This window comes from Mesoterricola sediminis, assembly GCF_030295425.1.
Lineage (GTDB): Bacteria > Acidobacteriota > Holophagae > Holophagales > Holophagaceae > Mesoterricola > Mesoterricola sediminis.
In genome coordinates, this window is the sequence record NZ_AP027081.1 from 4,130,821 (window position 1) to 4,151,737 (window position 20,917).

The 20,917-nt window shown below is 70.4% G+C and carries 16 protein-coding genes; 13 read left to right on the forward strand and 3 right to left on the reverse strand.

Annotated features, from left to right (window positions below):
• From R2J75_RS17970 to R2J75_RS17995, 6 genes are all read left to right on the forward strand, one after another.
• A complete protein-coding gene (locus tag R2J75_RS17970; protein WP_316410734.1) occupies positions 1 to 3,117 on the forward strand; it encodes a serine/threonine-protein kinase in 3,117 nt (1,038 codons plus the stop codon).
• Positions 3,118 to 3,121: 4 nt separating this feature from the next.
• Positions 3,122 to 4,573: an aminotransferase-like domain-containing protein gene (locus tag R2J75_RS17975; RefSeq protein WP_316410735.1), complete on the forward strand. Its 1,452-nt coding sequence runs from the start codon at positions 3,122 to 3,124 to the stop codon at positions 4,571 to 4,573.
• A gap of 111 nt (positions 4,574 to 4,684) precedes the next feature.
• Positions 4,685 to 5,812 carry a TlpA family protein disulfide reductase gene (locus tag R2J75_RS17980; protein ID WP_316410736.1) on the forward strand — a complete coding sequence of 376 codons (1,128 nt, stop codon included), beginning with the start codon at positions 4,685 to 4,687 and terminating at the stop codon, positions 5,810 to 5,812.
• Positions 5,813 to 5,852: 40 nt separating this feature from the next.
• On the forward strand, positions 5,853 to 6,998 hold the full coding sequence (locus R2J75_RS17985; RefSeq protein WP_316410737.1) for a TlpA family protein disulfide reductase: 1,146 nt from the start codon (positions 5,853 to 5,855) through the stop codon (positions 6,996 to 6,998).
• 293 nt (positions 6,999 to 7,291) lie between these two features.
• Positions 7,292 to 8,131: a tyrosine-type recombinase/integrase gene (locus R2J75_RS17990; protein ID WP_316410738.1), complete on the forward strand. Its 840-nt coding sequence runs from the start codon at positions 7,292 to 7,294 to the stop codon at positions 8,129 to 8,131.
• 3 nt (positions 8,132 to 8,134) lie between these two features.
• Positions 8,135 to 9,274, forward strand: coding sequence for an IS91 family transposase (locus R2J75_RS17995; protein WP_316410231.1), 1,140 nt, complete (start codon positions 8,135 to 8,137; stop codon positions 9,272 to 9,274).
• 393 nt (positions 9,275 to 9,667) lie between these two features.
• Here the strand turns inward: R2J75_RS17995 and R2J75_RS18000 are convergent, their stop codons facing one another.
• Entirely contained in the window at positions 9,668 to 12,634 is a 2,967-nt protein-coding gene (locus R2J75_RS18000; RefSeq protein WP_316410739.1) for a TonB-dependent receptor, read from the reverse strand.
• A 529-nt stretch (positions 12,635 to 13,163) separates the two neighbouring features.
• Here R2J75_RS18000 and R2J75_RS18005 point away from each other — a divergent pair.
• The 3 genes from R2J75_RS18005 (at position 13,164) to R2J75_RS18015 (ending at position 16,530) form a co-directional block, all read left to right on the forward strand.
• The gene (locus tag R2J75_RS18005; protein WP_243335966.1) at positions 13,164 to 13,550 is read left to right on the forward strand and encodes a BlaI/MecI/CopY family transcriptional regulator; all 387 of its coding nucleotides are present in this window, start codon (positions 13,164 to 13,166) and stop codon (positions 13,548 to 13,550) included.
• Positions 13,547 to 15,202 (forward strand): M56 family metallopeptidase, encoded by a 1,656-nt coding sequence (locus R2J75_RS18010; protein WP_316410740.1) that lies wholly within the window; start codon positions 13,547 to 13,549, stop codon positions 15,200 to 15,202. Before R2J75_RS18005 ends, R2J75_RS18010 begins: the two co-directional genes overlap by 4 nt.
• 104 nt (positions 15,203 to 15,306) lie before the next feature.
• The gene (locus tag R2J75_RS18015) at positions 15,307 to 16,530 is read left to right on the forward strand and encodes a S1C family serine protease (RefSeq protein WP_243334560.1); all 1,224 of its coding nucleotides are present in this window, start codon (positions 15,307 to 15,309) and stop codon (positions 16,528 to 16,530) included.
• Here the strand turns inward: R2J75_RS18015 and R2J75_RS18020 are convergent.
• Positions 16,481 to 17,476 (reverse strand): hypothetical protein, encoded by a 996-nt coding sequence (locus tag R2J75_RS18020; RefSeq protein WP_279341836.1) that lies wholly within the window; start codon positions 17,474 to 17,476, stop codon positions 16,481 to 16,483. The two genes, R2J75_RS18015 and R2J75_RS18020, sit on opposite strands and share 50 nt — an antisense overlap.
• A gap of 173 nt (positions 17,477 to 17,649) precedes the next feature.
• Between R2J75_RS18020 and R2J75_RS18025 the strand changes: the two genes are divergently transcribed.
• From R2J75_RS18025 to R2J75_RS18040, 4 genes are all read left to right on the forward strand, one after another.
• The gene (locus R2J75_RS18025; RefSeq protein ID WP_243334562.1) at positions 17,650 to 18,162 is read left to right on the forward strand and encodes a hemerythrin domain-containing protein; all 513 of its coding nucleotides are present in this window, start codon (positions 17,650 to 17,652) and stop codon (positions 18,160 to 18,162) included.
• Positions 18,163 to 18,171: 9 nt separating this feature from the next.
• Positions 18,172 to 18,858 (forward strand): CoA transferase subunit A, encoded by a 687-nt coding sequence (locus R2J75_RS18030; protein ID WP_243346063.1) that lies wholly within the window; start codon positions 18,172 to 18,174, stop codon positions 18,856 to 18,858.
• 2 nt (positions 18,859 to 18,860) lie between these two features.
• Positions 18,861 to 19,517: a 3-oxoacid CoA-transferase subunit B gene (locus tag R2J75_RS18035; protein ID WP_243346064.1), complete on the forward strand. Its 657-nt coding sequence runs from the start codon at positions 18,861 to 18,863 to the stop codon at positions 19,515 to 19,517.
• A gap of 73 nt (positions 19,518 to 19,590) precedes the next feature.
• Entirely contained in the window at positions 19,591 to 20,487 is an 897-nt protein-coding gene (locus R2J75_RS18040; protein WP_243334565.1) for a class I SAM-dependent methyltransferase, read from the forward strand.
• Here the strand turns inward: R2J75_RS18040 and R2J75_RS18045 are convergent.
• The gene (locus tag R2J75_RS18045; RefSeq protein ID WP_243334566.1) at positions 20,437 to 20,877 is read right to left on the reverse strand and encodes a DUF7768 domain-containing protein; all 441 of its coding nucleotides are present in this window, start codon (positions 20,875 to 20,877) and stop codon (positions 20,437 to 20,439) included. The genes R2J75_RS18040 and R2J75_RS18045 overlap by 51 nt on opposite strands.
• Positions 20,878 to 20,917 lie beyond the last annotated feature (40 nt).

Below are 20,917 nucleotides of genomic sequence, written 5' to 3' on the forward strand. Positions count from 1 at the left end.
ATGGCTCCCGACCAGCCCGTCCCCGGGAAAGGGGAACCGCCCCGCCCGCCGGAACCGCCCGGTCCCGGTCCCGCTGCGGGAACCGGCCCCTGGATCACGGACCTCGCCTCCCTCACCCGCACCGGGGAGATCTCGGAGCGCGTCCTCGCCCGGATCCCCTGGGAGCGCATGGGAGGACAGGCTGGTTCCTGGCTGGACCCGCTCTTCCAGGGCCCGGCGCCCATCGCCGAACTGCAGGGGCTGGGTGAACGCTACGTGAACCTCCAGTTCCTGGGCGAGGGATCCGCGGGCACGGTCTTCAAGGCCTTTGACACCCTCCTCCAGCGCTGGGTAGCCCTGAAGGCCCTCAAGGAGGGCGCAGGCCATGCACTCACCGAAGCCCGGGCCCAGGCCCAGGTGGAGCACCCCAACGTGTGCCGGGTCTACGAGGTCGGCCGTGGCTTCATCGTCATGCAGCTCGTGGAGGGCCCCTCCCTCGCGGACCTGGCCCCCCGCATGGACCTGCGGGCCAAGGTTGCCTGTCTGCGGGACATCGCCCTGGGGGTGCACGCCGCCCACCAGCGGGGCCTCCTCCACCTGGACCTCAAGCTGGGGAACATCCTCATTCAGGCCAACGAGGATGGGACCTTCACCCCCCTCCTGAGCGACTTCGGCATGGTGGTGCGCACCTCTGGCGAGCCGCCGGACGTCTGTCCCCTGGGCACGCCTCCCTACGCGAGCCCCGAGCAGCTCGCGGGGGATCCCGCCCGCATCGGCCCGCCAACGGATGTGTACGCCATCGGGATGATGGCCTACGTGCTCCTGGGCGGCCGGACACCCTTCGAGGCGCCGGATCTGGAAACCCTCCTGGTGGCCATGGTCCAGGCCGAGCCCTTCCCCCTGGAGCGGTGCGCGGCGCGCCTCCCGAAGGATCTGGCCCGGCTCGTCCACCAGTGCCTGCGGAAGGACCCCGCCCAGCGCTGCGCCAGCGCCGCGGAACTGGCCCAGGAATTCGACCGGTTCCTGCGCCACCTCCCCCTCCGCGTCATGGGACGGAGCCTGGTCTACCGGACCCTGCGCTGCGCCCAGCGCAACCGCTTCACGACGCGCGCCATCCTCGCTGGCGCCGCGCTCCTCGTCCTGGCGCTGGGAGCGGGCGCCTGGCGGGAGGCCCGCACCGCCCAACGCACCGACTGGGACCGGCACTTCCAGAAGCGGGTGGAGGAGGCCCGGGTGGGCCTGGAGCGGGCCTACCGCCGCCCGCCCCACGATATCCGCCCGGAACTGGCCCAGGTCCGCGCCATTGCGGACGAGATCCAGGGCGAGCTGGACCGCGGCGGGCGGTTGGTGGCGGGCCCGGCCCACCTGGCCCTGGGCCAGCTGGCCCTGCTCCGGGAGGCCCAGGGCCCGGAGGTCGCGGCCCACTTCAAGGCCGCATGGGACGCAGGGTTCCGCACGGAGGGGGCCCGCACCTGGTATGCCTACGCCCTCCTGCGCGCGTACCGGGAGGCCCTCGACGCCCTCCACCGTTCGGCGGGCTCGAACACCGCCGCGGGCCAGGAGACCCTGCGTATCCGCTTCCTGGAACCGGCGCGCCAGATGCTCCAGGGGCACCGGAACTCTGACCAGACCCGCATGGCGCACCTGGTGGACCAGGTGGAGATGCAGGTCTCCGAAAGGGCGGCGCAGGCTCCCGCCCAGCCAGAGCGGGCGGTGGAAATGGCCGCCGCCTACCGGCGCCAGATGCCCCAGGATTTGGAGGCCTTGCTCGAGGAGCTGGACGCGCGGGCCTTTGTGGTCCGCCATGCAATCAGCGACGAGAAGCCCCGCAGGTCGCTGGGCGAACTCCAAGCCCAGTGGAAGCTCTTCCGGGACCTCCTGGATGAGGGCCTCACCAGCGCGCCGAGCCACCCCGGCCTCCACGCCCGGTTGGCCTATGCCTGCGACCTCGCCCTGGATCTCCCCGGCCTGGACCCCGCCCCCATGAAAACGCTGCGCGTCCGCGCCCGGGACAGCGTCGAAAAGGGCCTGGCGATCTCTCCGGACGACACCCGCCTGGGCATGCTTCGGATCGGCTGCATGGTGCGGGATATCCTCGAGGACGCGGGCCCCGTGGAGCCCCTCCGGGCCGAGATCCGCCGCATCGGGGCCAGGCCGCCGGGGCCCTGGGACGAGGTCCTCCTCGCGGTCTTCCTGTACGGGCCCCAGGGCGCCTGGCGGGACAAGGACCTGATGCCCCTCGCCCGGGAAGCCTTGGCCTGCCGCCAGGACTGGTCCAGGATCCCCAACGCCCGTCTGTACCTCCTCGTCCTCGGGCAGTGCCTTGGGTTCCAGGGCCAGGATCCCGGCCCCATCCTCCGCACGCCCGGGGTGGGGTTCGAGGCGTGGAAGCCGTGGACCCTGGCCGTCATGGAAGCTGATCACCGGGTCCAGGCAGGCCGGGGCATGGACGTCGACCTGGAGCGCCTCGAGGCGGCCCGCGCCCAGGAATTCGAGAAGGAACCCCAGCCCGTCCGGTCGAAGCTCCAGGATGCCCTCCTCCGGGCGCGGGCCCGGGGCTCAAAGGCGGATTGGAACGACCTCGAGCAGGCCTTCCGCGAGGCGCCGGAACGGGTCAAGGCTCAGGGCCAGGCGGTTGCGGCGGGGGATTCCTGGACCCAGGCCGGCCTCCTCCTGGGCGAGCACGCCCCGGCCGCGGGCCAGGACCCCGGCGTCTTCCTCTCCCCTCTGGCGGAACTGGCGCGTCCCGACCCTTCCGGCGACCTCATCACGGAACTGCGCGCCCGCATCCTGGCCGGGCAGGTGGCCCTTGCCTGGGCCCGGGCCGGCCGGGGCAGCGCCCAGAAGGCGCGAGAGGGGATCGCCAACCTGGACGCGGTGCTCGCCCACATGAAGCGGCGGATCCCCTTCGCCGACCTGCTCCGCGCCAGCCTCACGGTGCAGGGGCCGGGCCCCGTGGCCGCCCTCAGAGGCGAACTGGGCCTCTGCCTCGCCCGGGAGCTGGAGGGCGCCGCCCGGCGCCGGGCTGCCCAGGAATCCATGCGCGACCTCACGCGGGCCCTTCACCTCTGCCCGGACCTGCAGCCCCGCCTGGCCCCCCTCCTCCGCGAGGCCCGCCGCTTCCAGACCCCAAGGTGACGCCATGCGCCCCCGCGACCTCCTCCTCCAGATCCCCGCAGGCTCCGGCACGCTCTACGCCCGGGTGGCCGATGCCGTCAGGGCGGCCATCCTCGACGGGCGCCTCGGGCCGGGCACCCTCCTCCCGGGGACCCGGGCCCTGTCGGAAATGCTGGGCGTGAACCGGCGCACGGTCGTCATTGGCCTCCAGCGCCTGGAGGCCGAGGGCTGGATCGTCACCGAGCCCTACAAGGGCGCCGTCGTGGCCGACGAACTCCCCTCCGGCGCCCGCGCCGCCCCCAAGGCCCCCGGCCCCTGCACCCAACTGGGCTTCGACCTGCCCAGCCTGATGCGGCCCGTCTCCACGTCCCAGACCGGGGCCCTGCTCCTGGCGGACGGTGCCCCCGACCCACGCCTGGCGCCCGGGGAGGCCATCTCCCGCGGTTACCAGCGGGCCATGGCCCGCCATGGGGCCGCCATGCTCCAGGGCCGCGATCCCTTGGGCGATCCCCTCCTGCGCGAGCAGATCGCCGCCTGGATCTCAGAGCGGCACGGCGTAGCCGTGGACGCGGACCGGATCCTGCTCACACGGGGCAGCCGCAGCGCCATCTCCCTCCTGGCCCATGCCCTCTTCCAGCAGGGGGAGACCGTCCTCGTGGAGACGCCCGGAAACCGCTCCGCCTGGGACGTTTTCCAGGCGGGGGCCCAGATGACCATCCAGGGCATCCCGCCCCGGGACGGTGCCCTGGACGTCGAAGGCATCGATCGCCGGTGCCGTGCGGAGCGCATCCGCCTTCTCTACCTGACGGCGCGCCGCCAGTTCCCCACGGGCGCCACCCTGGCCCAGGACCGGGCCGAGGCCCTTCTGAAGGTGGCGGCGGCCCACCGCGTGGCGATCCTGGAGGACGACTACGACGCCGAGATCACGTTCGGCGACCGCCGCGCCGCGCCCCTCCTGGCCCTGGACCGGGAAGGCCTCGTCATCCACCTCGGCTCCCTCTCCCGCCTCATCGCGCCGGGCCTCCGCATCGCGTTCCTCGTCGTCCCGGCTCCCCTCGCACCCTTCCTCGCCAACGTCAAACAGCACCTGGAGGAGCAGGGGGATGCCGCCCTGGAATGGGCCATCGGCGACCTCATCCGGGATGGCGAACTGTCCCGCCACCTCCGGCGCACGCGAAGGATCTTCGAGCACCGCCGGGACATCCTCGCGGACCTCTTGCGGGTGCGCCTGGGCGGCGATCTGACCTTCGAACTCCCCACCGGGGGCATGGGGCTCTGGCTGAAGGTCCGGGAGGGCCTCGACGCCGACGCATGGGTCCACGCGGCGCGCGTCCAGGGTCTCCGCCTCAACCCGCCGGCCTGGTTCAGCCTGGACGAGCCCCTCCCCTGCTTCCGCATGGGTTTCGCCCAGGCCGACGAGGCCGAACTCCGCCTTGCGGTGGACCGTCTGGTGCAGGCGCGCAAGTCCCTGGACTGACAGTCACTGGCGTACCTGCGACGTTCAGAACTGGAGCCCTTCCAGGGTCGCCTGCGGGTGGAGGCTGGATGCTGACGGCCTTCGGGCCGCGCCCGACGGAAGGAGTCCCCCATGAACCCACGCACCCTGATCCTGCGCCGCCTGGCCCCGGTTCTCGTGGCCCTCGGGGCCGCGCCCGCCTTCAGCCAGGCACCCGCCCTGGGCGTCGGTGACCCGGCTCCCGCTCTCAAGGTCGCCTGGATCAAGGGAGCCCCCGTCACCGCCTTCGATCCCACCATGACCTACGTGGTGGAATTCTGGGCCACCTGGTGCGGCCCCTGCCGCGCGGCGATGCCGCACCTCTCGGAACTCGCGCGCAAGCATGCCGGGAAGGCCGTTTTCATCGGCCTCAACGTCTTCGAGAAGACCGGCGACAAGCCCTATGCCACAGCCCTCCCGGCCGTGAAGGCCTTCGTGGGCGAGATGGGCGACCAGATGGATTACCGGGTGGCCATGGACGTTGACGGCACCCCCTCCGCCCAGGCCTGGATGCTGGCCTCGGGGCAGAACGGCATCCCCGCGACCTTCGTCGTGAACAAGGGGCGAATCGTGTGGATCGGCCACCCCAAGGACCTGGACGGCGTGCTTGAAGCCGTCCTCAAGGGTACCTGGGACATGGCCGCCGGCGCCCGGAAGTTCAAGGAGGAGGCCGAGAAGTCCCAGAAGATGGTGGGCCCCTACATCGCCCTGAACAAGGCAGTGACCGAAGCGGTCGCCGCCCGGGACCTGCCCCGGGCCCTGGACCTGATCGAGAAGGGCAGGGACCAGGTGGATCCCGCCTTCCGGCAGGCCCTCCTCACCCTCGAGGCCTCTACCCTCTTGAAGTTCGACGCGGGCCGGGCCCTCGCCTTCGCCCGGGCCGAGAGCGCCAGGGAGCCCGGCGTCGGGCGCGGCCTGGCCCTGGAGATCGCAGAGCGGAAGGGCCTGGTCCCCGAGGCCTACGCCTTCGCCTTGGAGATCCTGGAACCCTTCCTCGCCGTACCCGGCGTTATGACGCCCGCCATCCACCACCTGATTGCCGCCTGCAAGGCCCACATGAACGACCCCAAGGGGGCCGCAGCCAGCGAAGGCAAGGCCCTGGAGACCGCCCGGGCCGCCCTTGCCGCAGGCCAGTTCAAGGGTCAGGTCAACCCCTCCCTCCTCGCCGAGTACGAGGCCGCCCTCAAGACGTACGAAGCTGCCGCCGCGAGCCGGCCCTAGCCCCTCCCGCCCCGCCCGGGGCCTTTTCCAGGTGAAGCCCATGCGCACCCATATCCGCGAAACCCTCGCCGCCGCCGTGGGAGGCACCGTCCTCCTGGCGGCCCCCCCCACGGCGCCCATCAAGCCCCTCGCCATCGGGGATCCCGCCCCCGCCCTCACCGTGAAATGGGTGAAGGGCGGCCCCATCGCCGCATTCAGTCCCGACCGCATGTACGTCGTGGAGTTCTGGGCCACCTGGTGCGCCCCGTGCCGGGTGGCGATGCCCCACCTTTCCGAACTGGCCCGCAAGCACCGCGGGCGGATCGACTTCATCGGCGTCAACGTATGGGAATCCGGCTACCTGGACAAGCCCTACGAGGAATTCCTGCCCAAGGTGAAGGCCTTCGTGGCAGAAATGGGCGACCGGATGGACTACAACGTGGCCATGGACACCCGCACCCTCCACATGACGCGCCAGTGGATGGAGGCCGCGGGCCAGAAGGGCATCCCCGCCAGCTTCCTCGTCAAGGGCGGAAAGGTCGTGTGGATCGGCAACCCCATGGAACTGGACGAGGTGCTCGCACAGGTGGAGGCCGGGACCTACGATATGGGCGCCGCCGCCCGGAAGCTGCAGGCTGAAGTCAAGCGCGACCAGGAGCTCTCGCCCCAGATGAAGCTGCATTCGCAGATCTCCATGGGCGTCAACAGCGCAGTGGAAGTGGGCAACTACGCCAAGGCCCTGCGGTTGATCGACGAAGGTGGCCCCAAGCTGGGCCCGGAATTCAAGGGGAGCCTGGACGCCATGCGCCTGCGGGTCTATGTGAGGTCCGACGCCGGACGCTTCCTGGACCTGGGCAAGGCCCTGAAGGCAGCGGACCCGAAGATGGGCCTCATCGTCGCCGACACCGTCCTCAAGGTGAAGTCGGGGGACCTGGACCCGCGGGTCCTGGAGGCGGCGGTGGAGGAGTACCAGGACGTGCTCGCCAAGGGCACCTACAGCCCGGGCCTGCCCGACGCCCTCATCCTCAACTGGCTGAGCATCATCTATGACCGGATGGGCCGCGCCGCCGACGCCTTCGCCTCCCAGGAGAAGGCCCTCGGCCTCGCCCGCAAGGGCCTGGAGGCGGGCGACGGCCACTTCACCAAGGACCTGGTGGAGGGCTACCAGGCCACCCTCGAGGCCTACCGCAAGAAGCTGCCCAAGTGAAGCGTCCGCAAAGTTGCCTGAATCATCCGAGGGGAGCGGCCGCTGCCCTTCCATCGGGGGCATAGCCCCCTATGGCGTCGGGAAGGCAGTGCCTTCTCGACTGTCGCCCCCTGGGGGCTCCATGAAAACCGGCCCCGCAAGGGGCCGGTTGAACGAAGGCTGCGCTCGCAGCCGGAGGAGGATCGCGCCGGCAGCGTGAGGGATTCGGAACCGGCTAGCGGAATTGGCTGAAATGAGGCTCCTTGAATGTGGCGGTGTTACAGCACCGTACCCCACATTCAAGGAGGTTCATCATGAGCCACAACCCCGTATTGTCGCGACTCGAGTCCGATCTTAGGATGGCCGGGCGTGCCAAAGGAACCATCCAGCAATATCTGGCCTCCATCCGGCGGTTCCAGGAGATGGTCGGCAAGTCGGCCGACCGTGCCTCCCAGGCGGAAATCCGCCGCTGGGTGGAGCACCTCCAGGCCCAGCCCATCGGCCCGGAACGCCTGCTATGCCACTACTCGGCGCTGGCCTTCCTATTCCGGAAAACCCTGGGCCAGCCCGACAAGGTGGCCTTCATCTCCATGCCCAGGAAGGATGCCCCGCTGCCCACCATCCTGACCGCGGCCGAGGTGGGCCGGGTGCTCAAGTCCTTCACTGTGGCCAAGTACAGCGTGTTCTTCGCCCTGATCTACGCCACGGGCCTCCGGATCAGCGAGGCCATCGGCCTGGAGACCCAGGACATCGATGCCCTGCGGGGGGTGATCCACGTCCGACATGCCAAGGGTGGGGGCCAGCGCCTAGTCATGCTCCGCTCCGTCCTGCTGGATATGCTCCGGGAATATTGGAAGTACGAGCGCCCCACGCCACCCCTGCTGTTCTCAACCCGCTTCGGACGTCCCCTCTGCCCGGAGACGGCCCGTCGCGCCCTCCTGTGCGCCTCGGCGGCCTCGGGCATCGGGAAGGTGGTCACGCCCCACATGCTCCGGCACAGCTTCGCCACCTCCCTCCTGGAGAACCGCACGGACCTGAGGACCATCCAGGTCCTGCTCGGCCACAAGTCCATCAAGTCCACCCAGATCTACACCCAGGTCTCGGCCAGCCAGATCGCTGCCGTCCGGAGTCCCTTGGAGGACCTGGTCCCGTAGGCGGTGGCCTACTCCCGACCCCGGTTCGACATTGCGGATATCGTCAGGCGCCATCTCCCTGAACTGGAGGCGGACGCATCCCTGGGTCATCGCCAGACGAAGGTCCTCCGGGCCATCAGCCGCTGCCGCACGGCCGCCATGGGCGGTCATGTGGACGTCTGCCCGGACTGCGGCCGGGAGCACCCCAGCTACAACTCCTGCGGCAACCGGCATTGCCCGAAATGCCAGAACCTGGCCCAGGAGAAGTGGATCGAGGCCCGGGCCAGGCGGCTCCTGGCGGCAGCGCACTTCCATCTGGTGTTCACCGAGCCGTCCGAACTGCGCCCGATCGCCATGAGCCACGCGCGCCTGCTCCACGGGATCCTGTTCCAGGCGGCCAGCGCCACGCTCCTGGAACTGGGGCACACCCACCTGGAAGCCACCCTGGGGGTGACGTTCGTGCTCCACACCTGGACCCGGGACCTCCGCTACCACCCGCACGCCCATGCCCTGGTCTCCGCCGGCGGCATCGCCTTGGACGGGAGCCGGTGGGTCCCGACCTCCCAGAAATTCCTGTTCCACGTCCATCGCCTGGGCGCCCTGTTCAAGGGCAAGTTCATGGCCCTACTGCGCGAGGCTCAGGAGCGGGGCGAACTGGGCCTGACGGGGGTGGCCTTCAATGTGCTCATGGCAAGGCTCGCCAAGCGGAAGTGGGTGGTCTATGCCAAGCGCCCCTACCGGGAGGCCTGGCACGCCCTCGCCTACCTGGGCCGCTACGTTCACCGGGTGGGGATCTCCAATTCGAGACTCCTCGAGGTTGCCGATGGCCAGGTGACTTTCCGGACCAAGGGCAAGGCCACGGCCACCCTGCCGGAGGTGGCCTTCCTACGCCGGTTCCTGCTCCATGTGCTTCCGGAGCAGTTCACCAAGGTCAGGCACTACGGCCTATACGCCTCGCCCAAGCTGCTGGAGAAGGCCAAGGCCCACCTCGGCGACCAGGCCATCCCGGACCTCTGGCGAAAGCCCGCTCCCGACGATGGCGTGGAGGATCGGCTCATCGCCATCGTCGAATGCCGGGACATGCTGTGCCCCGACTGTGGCTCGATGATGGCCCGCAAGCACCTGCCCAGGCCGCGGGCGCCACCCGAGGGGACACCAGCATGACTGCCGTCCCTACTGCGCCCATCACCACCATCCCGTGCCTGGCGTCCCTGCCCGGATTGGGAAGGGTCTGGCCCGAATGGGTCGGCAGCCCGGGACCAGGCTGTCGCCAGAGAACCTTGCGGACCATGCAGGGCATCGTCGGGGCCCTCCGCATGCCCAAGGGAGCCCGACCCACCCCGAATTCCGCATAACGAGCGCGCCGGCTCCGCTGCGAACGAGCTTGTTCAACCCCGCAATTCTGGGGGGCTGGGGCCGTCATGCACGCATGGCCGACCGGTACCTGCCCCCGGAATTGCTAACAGTTTTCATGGGGTCGGAGGCCTTGGCCACCGGATCGGACCGAACGCAGACGCGCCCCGGAGGACCGGGGCGCGACTTCGTGGAGGCTGGGGATCAGAACTGGATGGAGCACCCGGCGGTAACGGAGCGTCCCGCCATGCCCCGGATCACAAGGCCATAGTTGGGGTCGGCCGTGATCTCGGACTGGTAGCTGCCCTCGTATTTCCCGCCCCATCGGCCGAGGACGGTGCGGCTGTTGAAGACATTGTGGATGGAGGCGTTCAGGCGGACCTCGATGCCCTTGAAGCGGATGGAGGTGCTCAGGTCCGTGTTGACGAGCAGGTTCCAGGGCGCATTGCCCATGTCGCCACGCAGGTTGTTGACGGTGACGTAGCTGGTCGGGAGGCCGCCGAAGCCGCTGGTGGCGCTTGCCGCCCACCGGGCCCCGGCATTCATGGTGGAAGTCAGGCCGACGCCGGACTGATAGATGCTGGTCAGGCCCATCGTGAAGTCGTGACCCAGTACCGCGAACCTGCATGATCCCTGGAGCTTGAACTCGTGGACCGGATCGCCTTCCATGTTGCCGTCGGCGATGCCCTTGGCGAAGTCGAAGTCGTAGGTGAGGCCCGCGGAGCCGGCTCCGGTCTGGTTACCGGTCGTCGCGTAGGTGAGGTAGTTCTGGCTCTCGCCCTGGTAGTTGCCGTAGTGATGGGTCCAGGTGTAGTTGAAGGTGACGCCGTACCGCTCCCCCTGCATGGAGGCGTGGAGGTTGAGGCCGATATAGCGGTTCTTGGGCTCCGGGAAGTTGCTGTTCCAGGTGTGCTGGACGCCGTCGGAGTCCACGAATGTCACGGCGCCCGGATGCGGGTTCCAGATGACCTTGGTGGCGCTCAAGGCACTGAAGGCCGCGGAACCGTCCTCGTTCAGGAAGTAGCTGTCGTCCATGACGTCCTTCAGTTCCCAGAATGTCCAGGAACCACCGACGCTCAGGCCCTTGGCCAGCGTCCAGTCGGCCCCGACGGTCCAGGCGTTCTTCCGGGGAAGGCGTAGGTCCGTGGCGTGAGGCTGCGGCTTCCCTGTCCCGCCGAGGAGCAGCATCGTCATATCCGGCGTCTGCGATCCCAGGGTGATGGGGCCTCCGGAGTAGTCCTGGTTGTACGTCCAACTGCCCGGAAACCACATGTCGTAGTAGATGCCGCTGGTCTTGGCCCAGGAGACGGCGGACATGGGCATGGACATGAAGTAGCGCCCGAAGTGGGCGAAGATCTTCTTCCGGCCGTCCTGGTCCACGTCCCAGACGAGGCCGATCCTCGGCTGGAGCTGCCTTCCCGGCTTGTCGTAGTCGGCCAGATGCATGCCGTCGTAGGGTCCGAATGCGCCCTTGTAGTTGAAGGAGTCATACCGCAGGCCGGCGTCGAGGCGGAGGCCCGGCGCGAGCGTCACCACGTCCTTCAGGTAGTGGCCCTGGAGCACGCCGTTGTACTTCGTGTAGCTCGAGGACCACCGGAGCCGGTACAGGAAGTACCAACTGTACGGCGAGGTGATCGAGTTCCCGATGGAATAGATGTCCTCTCCGCCGGTGAAGTCCTCATAAGTCGTGACCTGGCGCAGGTAACCGGCCTTCAGGTTGTGCCGGCCCAGGGTCCAGGACGCGTCCACCCGGTATTGGGTGTTGGGGTTGTCCCCCCGGGAGTTGAACAGGCCGCCGGTGCCCGTTGTGTACGAGGCGTACTCCGGCTGGGCGGGCTTGTTCGCGAGAGCGCTGCCGGGCCCGTCGACGAAATAGCGGCCGTCGTAGTACATCACCGGGTAATCGACACCCGTGATGGGGCTCGTGCTGGAGGGGTTCTTGAAGTTGCCCACGCTGGCGACCAGGTAGAAGTCGGAGGTCGGCAGCCAGTTCCAGGTCAGGTTGACGTTCTGGTTGGTGCTTTCGCGGATGGCCCCCGAATCGAGCGTCCCGTAGTCGCTGTACTGGTGGCCCGTGTTGGAGCGGTAGTGGCTGCGGGTGGCGCTCAGGATGAGCTGGTTCGAGGCATCGATGTACCAGTTCAGCTTGGCGGTCCACTGGTTGGGGCCCGAGATCTTCGTGTCGTCCGACTTCAGCCCGTTCCAGTTCAGGGAGCCCGTCGCCAAGGTCGTGGGGGGCACGACGTCCCGGAAGCCCTGGAAGCCGACGAAGAAGAAGAGCTTGTCCTTGATGATGGGACCGCCGACCGTGAAGCCGTACCGGTGGTACTTGTCGTCCTCGGCCGTCCGGGCCCGCTGGGGGGTCCAACCCTCGGCATAGTAGGGGAGGGCCGCGGACTTCGGGAAGTTGGTGCCGTAGAAGAGGCTGCCCGTGAAGGTGTTGGAGCCGCTCTTGGTGAGGGCGTTGACCACGCCGCCGAAGACGCCGTATTCCGCCCCGAAGGCGTTGGTGACCACCTCCACGGTCTCGATGAACTCCCGGGCCGGCTGCACGGAGGCACCCACCCCGTTGGATGTCGAGGTGTTGGAATACGTCTTGTTGGTCAGGTTGCCGTCCACCACATAGGCGTTCTGGTCGTTGGAGCCACCCATGACCTGGAAGACGCCCGTATCGGCCACGCGCACACCGGGAACGGAGGCCATGAGTCCGTCAAGGGCGTTCATGCTCGTCATGTCCATGGGGATCGTGGCGAGGGTTTCCCCCGAGAGGTTCACCCCCACCTGAGTGGAGGTCGTGTCCAATTCCCCGAGCTTGTCGACCACCTCGACCACGACCGCCTGCACCGAGACGAGCGAGAAATTGGCGATGCGCGTCTCGTTGATGCTGACCTGGAGGCTGGCCGATGCCACCTGGAATCCATCGTGGAGGGCGGTGAGGTTCCATCGACCAGCGTTGAGGAGGGGCAGGCGGTACTCACCGGCCGCGCTGGTGACGGCTGTGCGGGAGACCTGGCCGGATTTCGCCGTGATCTTCGCGCCCGGCACGGGCCGCCCGGACTTGTCCCGGACCGTGCCGGTTACCTCGCCTGTCTGAAGCGACTGCGCATGCACGGAAACGCCTGCGACCAGCAGGGCGCCAATCGACGCAAGCGTTGAGAAGCGGGATGTCATGGGATTCTCCTTCGATTCGGCGGCGCCTTGCGCCAAGCAGGGAAATGGATCCCCTGACGCCTTGAGGCGCGGGGAAGATGCACGGACCTGTCGGAAGAACTGGTTCAAGCGTTGCAACAATCCCCTGCCCCAAGTACTCCACTTTCCCAAACGGGCTATGCGCCAGTCGGCACCATCAAACGTCTTCACCTCCAGAAGGTAGCCGCTTGATCCTTCGCAACGCCAGTCGCGCAAGGCCCGGACGCCAACCGCCTTCCGCGGCGTGTCCGAATCGCGGCCCGCATGAAAAGCCGACCCCTACCCGCCTTCAAAAGCCTGGGAACGCTCCCCGCGAAAGGCCCTCGGCGATTTCGAACCATGGATCGGGCAGGAAACGCCCTGGATGGAACCTGCCGCCTCCGTTGACACAGCCCTGCGAGGCGAGGCGACCGACATGCGGAGATCGACAATGGGGCGGAAAGAAAAAAAGGGACTTGCGTCTTACGAAGATCGTCGTACACATATCTTCGTAGACCTGGAGGCCCCTCCCATGAACCATCCCCTGCCCCGACCCACGGACGGCGAACTGGCCATTCTCCGCGTGCTCTGGGACCGGGGGCCGTCCACGGTGCGGCAGGTGCACGAGGTGTTGTCGGCCGACAAGGACCTCGGGTACACGACGGTCCTCAAGCTGCTGCAGGTGATGACGGACAAGGGGCTGGTGGCGCGGGACGATCGCGAGCGTTCCCACGTTTACCGGTCGGCCCAGAGCGCGGATGCGACGCGGGCCCACCTGGTCCATGACCTGATGGACCGGGCCTTCGGCGGCTCTGCGGCGCAGCTGGTCATGCAGGCGCTGTCGGAGCGGCCCGCCTCCCGGGAGGAACTGGAGGCCATCCGCGCGCTGCTGGACGGCGCGGAGGGGAGGACGTCATGATCCGCCTCGCCGAATCCGCCCTGTTCCAGGCCCTGGGCTGGACCCTGGTCCATTCCCTTTGGCAGGGGGCGCTCCTGGGTCTCCTGGCCTGGGCCGGGCTCCGCCTCCTCCGGGGACGGCGTCCGGAGGCGCGCTACGCGCTGGCCGGCGCGGCCCTGGCGGCCATGCCCCTGGCGGCCCTGGCCACGCTGGTCCTGGCCTGGCCCGCGCCCCTGGACCCGGGTCCGGCGCCGCTGGCCCCCGCGATCCGGGGCATCACCTGGCGGGAGGCCCTGGCCCCCGTCCTGCCCTACGCGGTGGCCACGTGGATGGCCGGGGTCGCGGTGATGGGCCTTCGCCTCCTCGGGGGCTGGGCCTGGATCCAGCGGCTCCGGACCCAGGGCGCGGAACCCGCGCCCGAGGCCTGGGCCCGGCGCTGCGCGGATCTGGCGCGGCGCATGGGCATCGGCCGGGGCGCGGTCCTCCTCAGCTCCCGCACGGCGCTGGCGCCCATGGTCCTCGGCTGGATCCGGCCGGTGATCCTGGTGCCCGCCGCGGCCCTGGCCGCCATGGATCCGGCCGCGCTGGAGGCGGTGATCGCCCACGAGCTCGCCCATGTGGGACGGGCCGACTACCTCTGGAACCTCGCCCAGTCCGTGGCCGAGGCGCTGTTCTTCTACCACCCGGCGATCTGGTGGATCTCCCGCCAGATCCGCGCCGAGCGCGAGCACTGCTGCGACGATGCGGCGGTCCGCGCCTGCGGTGACCGCATCCTCTACGCCCGCGCCCTCGCGTCGCTGGAGGAGCTCCGCATTCCCATCGCACCCCGGCCCGGGCTCGCGCCCGCGGCCACCGGAGGTCATCTCATGAACCGCATCCGCCGCATCCTCCTGCCCAGCCTCCCGCCCTCGCCGGCGGGGCGGGCCGGATTGTTCTCCCTCCTCGCGGTGACCGCCCTCGGCGCCGCCACCGGCCTGGGCCTGGCCCAGGAGAAGCCGGCTCCCGCCGCGCCGGCGGCGCCGGCCGCACCCGCCGCCCCCAAGGCCCCGGCCGCCCGGGCCGAGAAGGCCCCCGACCTGGACCGCCGCGCCCGGGAGCTGGAGGCCGCCGCCACCGCCTTCCGCAAGCGCGCCGAAGCCGCCCGCAAGGACGCCAAGCCCGATCCCGAGCTGGAGCGCCTGGAGAAGGACCTGCGGGAGAAGGCGCGGGCCATGGCCGAGGCCGCGCGCCGCACCACGAAGGTCCGCATCCCCGCCATCCACGTGGAGGCACGGGAGGTCGAGGTGCCCGACATGGCCGGCCTGAAGGGGCTCGAGCAGCTCAAGGTGGACGTCCACCGCCTGAAGGACCTGGAGCACCTCAAGGTGGACATCCAGGCCCTGAAGCACCTGGAGGACCTCAAGGGGGACACGGCGCGCCTGGAAGGGCTGGCCGCCTCCGGCACCCACCGCATCGTCATCCGCGGCCGCGAGGGGGAGGCGGCCGATCACCAGGTGATCCTGAAGCGCCTGGGGCCTGCGCAGGCCGCCGAGGTGGAGGCGCTCCGGGCCGAGGTGGCCCGCCTCAAGGCCCGGCTGGAGAAGCTGGCGCCGCCGCCGCCCGCCCCCCCCGAACCCCCCGCGCCCCCCGCGGCGCCGGTCCCCCCGGTCCCCCCGGTCCCCGACGTCCCCTGAGCCCCCCCTGCCCCAGGCACCCCGTCCGGACCCCACCGGACGGGGTGCCTGCTTGGGGACGGCCGGCGTTTGTCGCATGATGTCTGAGGGTTGCGGAGGCGCGCATGGCTGATCGGGGGACGGGGTTCCGGAGGGTGGCGATCGCGCTGGCCCTGGTCCTGCCGCTGGCGGCCCAGGAGGGCTTCGAGCATCCGCGCACCCAGCTGAGCCCCAAGGAGCAGGAGACGGTGGACTACAACCGCCGCCTGGCCCGGCCGCGCACGCCGCTCCCGCGGCTCCCGCTCACGGCCGAGGAGAAGGCGCGGGCCCGCAGCTTCAACCAGGCCCGCAATTCGGTGGTGTTCATCCACTCCATCACGGACGGCTACTACACCTCCAACCGGGGGGACGTCTACGCGATCCCCCCCGCGTCGGGCACGGGATTCGTGTGGGACAGCCTGGGGCACGTGGTGACCAACCACCACGTGATCTCGTACGAGGACCCCGCCGGCAGGCCCGGGGGCGAGGCCGACAACCTCCAGGTGACCCTCGCCGACGGCCGGGTCTACAAGGCCGTGGTCATCGGCCGCAACCTGGCGCAGGACATCGCCGTGCTCCACGTCTTCGCGCCGCTGGACGCCATGAAGCCCCTGCCCATCGGGACCTCCAAGGACCTCGTCGTGGGTCAGGACGTGCTGGCCATCGGCAATCCCTTCGGCCTGGACCACACGCTCACCACCGGCATCATCTCCGCCCTGGGCCGCGACATCCCCACCAGCTTCGGCACGCACATCACGGGGGCCATCCAGACCGACGCGGCCATCAACCCGGGCAACTCGGGCGGGCCCCTCCTGGACCGGGCCGGGCGCCTCATCGGCATGAACACGGCCATCACCACCAATTCCGGGGCCAGCGCCGGGGTCGGGCTGGCCATCCCCGTGGACACCCTCAACAAGGTGGTCCCCATCCTCATCGCCCGGGGTCAGACCTACCGCCCCGTGCTGGGGTTCTCGGCCCTGCCCTCGTACCAGAACCCGGTCCTCAACATCGGCCGGGGGGTGGCGGTCTTCGAGGTGACCCCCGGCGGCATCGCCGACAAGGCGGGGCTCCGCGGGTTCACCTACAAGGAGGGGAGCAAGGCCCCCTACGCCCCCGAGGACGTGATCGTCGGGGACGTCATCCTCACGGTGAACGGCCTGACCCTCAGCTCCGACGCCCACCTGATGGACTTCCTGGACCTCACCCCGCCGGAGCAGACCCTGGACTTCGAGGTGCTGCGCGCCGGCAAGGTCATCCACATCACCCTGAAGCCGGAGGCCGCCGCCCCGGTGGCGGAGCGCCGGACTTGAGGGGTCGGCAGGGCAGGTAGGCCAGCGGAACCTCCAGGACCCCGGGCCGGTCCCGGAAGCCCAGGCGCAGGAGGGCCCGGCCCGGGGTCTCCCCGACGCGGAGGACGCGCAGGCGCCCGCCCCGGAGCGGCACGACCCGGAAGCCGGCGCCGATCACCTGGAGGGAGGCGATGGACGGCCGCCCCCCATCCGCCGCCTCGAGGCGCAGGACGCGGCTCCGCCGCGCGGGATCCTGGAAGACGACGCGGGGGGGCGTCGCGTCCACGGCGGGCCGGAACCGCCAGGCGACGGTGAGCTCGAAGGCGGGCTGGAGGGGGGCGGCGGTGGCGACGCGGAGGCGGTCCACCCCGCGCCGGACCCCCGCGGGCACCCGGTCCGCCCGGAAGGTGAAGCCGAGCTGGGCCGAGCCTCCGGTTTCGGCCAGGTCCGGCTCCAGGTGCGGCGGCGGGGCCTCGGCGAGCCGAAGGCCGGCGGGCGCCCCCGATTCCCGCCGGAAGGAGAAGACGCAGCGGGGGCTTTCGTGGGCCAGGAAGGTGCCCAGGTCCCGGTCGGTCCCGTCCACGGCCAGGTCCGGCCGGACCTGGGCGCGCACGGGCAGGTGGTACCGGCCCTGGCGGGGGTCGTCGGTGCCGATCCGCACGTCCCGGGCCTGGAAGCCCTCCAGGCCCGCCGCGTCGAAGACCAGGCGGAGCGGGGCCTCGGCGCCCGGGGCCAGGGGGGCCTCCAGGGCCGGGCCCTCCACCCGGACACCCGGGGGCACGTCCAGGAGGCGGAGGGCGATGGGCCGGTCGCTGCGGTTGCGGATCCGGTAGGCCTGGGCCCTTCGCTCGGTTGGTCCCAGGCTGCCCAGGTCCACCTCCCCCGGGGGGTCCACCCGGAGGCGGGGCGGGTCCAGGGGAGCTGGCAGCGTGACGACCGGTGGTGGGGTTGGCAAAAACAGGAGCATGGGCGGGCCTCCGGCGGAAACGTCTCGCCGGGTCCTTGGATGCACCGCGCTTCTTGGCGGGTGACCGGTAATAAATGATTCTTTATCAGGTGCTTACAAATTTTTCATATTGTCTTTTTGTCGAAAATCACACGCCCGCCTGCGTACCATGGGTGATTCTTGCGGAGTCCCCTGTGCTGCACGGCGAAAAGGAAGAACGCGAAGCCTGGAAGGCCGCGCCCCTGTCCGATCTGGTGCGCCACATCGTGGGCTCCTGCCACCAGGAGTGCCGGGTGGACATGGCCCGGCTCGAGACGCTGGTGGAGCTGATCTCCCTGGAGGAGCAGGCGCCGAGTCCCGGCCTGCTGGAGATCCGGGCCCTCATCGGGAAGTTCTGCGCCGGCATGCGGGCCCACCTGGCCCTGGAGGAGCGGACCCTCTTCCCCTACATCCTCGCAAGGGAGGCCGGCGTGGAACCCGGCCTCACCCCCGAGGCCCTGGCCTCCCTCAAGAAGGTGCTCGAGGGGGACCACGAGGCCGAGGCCGGCCTGCTCCGCTCCATCCGGGACCTGACGCTCGGCTTCGCGGGGGAGACGGACCCGGCCAGCGCCGAGGGGCGCATCCACGCGGCCATGAAGGTGCTGAGCCAGCGCCTCCAGAAGCACATGTATCTTGAGACCCATTTTCTTTTTCCGAGGACGCGCTAGCCTGTTGGCGTGCTCGAGAAACCCCTCCTCACCCCCAGCGAAGCCGCGGACCGCATCCGGGACGGACAGGTGGTCATGTCCGGCGGGTTCATGGGCTGCGGCGCGCCCCACACCCTCATCCAGGCCCTCTGCGGACGCGGCCTGAAGGGCCTCACCCTGATCAGCACCGACACGGCCATCCACGACGCCAGGACGGGCCGCGTCACCGGCATCGGCCATCTGGTGCGGGAACGGGCCTTCGCGCGGATCATCGCCAGCCACATCGGCCTCAACCAGGAGACCCAGCGCCAGATGAACGCCGGGGAGACCGAGGTGGTCCTCGTGCCCCAGGGCACCCTCGCGGAGCGGATCCGCGCCGGGGGCGCCGGCCTGGGCGGGATCCTCACTCCCACGGGGGCGGGGACCGAGGTGGAGCTGGGCAAGACCGTGATCGAGGTGGAGGGCCGCGCCTACCTCCTCGAGCTGCCCCTCCGGGCCGACGTGGCCCTCGTCAAGGCCGCGCGCGCCGACCGCGCCGGGAACCTCGTCTTCGCGGGCACGGCGCGCAACTTCAACCCCCTGATGGCCACCGCCGCCGACCTCGTCATCGCGGAGGCGGAGGAGATCGTGGAGATCGGCGGGCTCGACCCCAACCACGTGCACACCCCCTCCATCTTCGTGGACCTTCTCGTCCGCGCCGAGCGCCTCGAGCCGTGACCATGGACTACACCCCCGACAAGGCCGTCATCGCCCGCCGCATCGCGCGGCTCTTCCGGTCCGGCGACGTGGTGAACCTGGGCATCGGGCTCCCCACCCTCGTGGCGGAGCACCTCCCCGCGGGCGTGACGATCGTCCTCCAGTCCGAGAACGGCCTCATGGGCCTGGGCCCCGCGCCCGCGCCCGGGCAGGAGGACCGGAACCTGGTGAACGCCGGGGGCGCGCCCATCTCCGTGCTGCCGGGGGGCTGCTTCTTCGACTCCGCGGCCAGCTTCGGGATCATCCGGGGCGGCCACGTGGACTACACCGTCCTGGGCGTGCTGGAGGTGGACCAGGAGGGCAACCTCGCCAACTACAAGGTGCCCGGGAAGCTCGTCCCGGGCATGGGCGGGGCCATGGACCTGGTGGCCGGCGCGCGCACCGTGGTGGCGGCGACCCTGCACTTCGAGCCCTCGGGCGCCTCGCGCCTCCGGCGGCGCTGCGCCCTGCCCCTGACGGCGGCGCGGGAGGTGGACCTGGTCGTCACGGACCTGGGCCTCTTCGAGGTGCGCGAAGGCCGGTTCCTCCTGCGGGAATGCCTGGGACCCCATCCGCCTGAGTGGATCCTGGCCCGCACGGACGCGGACATCGAGGTGGCGGAAGGGGCCTGGAAACCCTGACGCGGGCGTGGCATGCTGGGGCCCTCCGGGATCGTCCCGGAGCTTTTCAGACGCCCAATTCCCAGAGAGTCCCATGAACGCCACGCCCGGTTCCGGCGCCGATCCCGACGCCTTGATCCCTTATGCCTTCGAGCGCCTCCACCAGGACAGCGACGGCGGCGAAGCCGCCCGCCTGGAGGCCCAGAGCCGCCTCTTCGAGGAGGCCGATCCCCTGGCCCAGCTCCCGCCCCTGCCCGAGGACGCGGAGATCCTCGACGCCGGTTCCGGAACCGGCTTCTGGGCCCTGCGCCTCGCCGCCCTCGCCCCCCGGGGGCGGATCACCTGCCTCGACCGGTCCCCCGAACTCCTGGACCTGGCGCGCCGGCGCCTGGCCGCCCTGGGCCCCCGGGCCTCCTTCCTCTGCCAGGACCTCCGCGCCCTGGACCTGCCGAGGAACGCCTTCCACCTGGTCTTCACGTCCCTGACCCTGGCCCACGCGCCGGACCTGGAGGCCGCCCTGGCGGGCCTCACCGCCGCCATCCGGCCCGGAGGCTGGATCGCCTGTTTCGAGCCCGTGGAGCAGGGGCGGCGCTTCTGCTCGGTCCAGCCGCCGTGCCCCAACCTCGAGCTGCTGGGGGACCAGATCCTGGAGGTGGCCCGGGAGCGGGGCTCGGACCTGGGCGTCGGCCTCACCATCGTCCACCAGCTGGACCGCATGGGCCTGGAGGCCCCCTCCCTGCGCGCCTACGGCGCCGCCCTCCACGGCGCGGCCGCGGGCACCTGCGCCCGGGAGGTCATCGTCCCCCTGGCCCGGGCCTACCTGCGCAACCGGTGGGACCCGGAGGCCCTGGACCGGCGCATCGCCGCCGCCCTCGAGGAGGCCGGACGGCCCCACCTCTGGCTCCACTTCCACCGGGCCGTCGCCATGGCCCGCAAACCCTCACAGGGCCTCGGCGAGGGCGGCCCATCTGCTGTCGGGCAGGTCGGGTAGCTGGACGATGGGCAGACTCGCCGCCAAGGCCGCGTCCCGCTCCCGGCGCATGCCCTCGGTGAGGGTGCGGCCGCAGAGGACGAGCCCGTCACAGCGCAGGAGCAGCCGCTCGCAGGCCGCCAGGGCCCGGTCCCGGACCGCCAGCCCCCCCGGTCCCGATTCGTCCAGGAACGCGAAGTTGGTGTGGGGCAGCACGAGCACCGCCTCGGGCAGCAGGTCCTGCACGAGCCGGGCCCGGGCCATCATGCGCATCTGGTTGCGCTGGATGGCGGGCCTGGACCCGTCGCCGCGGAACGGGCCGGCCAGGTAGAGGACCCTGGGCCCGCCACCGAAGCGGGCCTGCAGCTCGGTCCAGGGGGAGGCGGGCTCGGGGCGGCAGGGTGTGGGCATGGGATCCTCCGGATTCAGCATGCCGCCGCGGGAACGACAT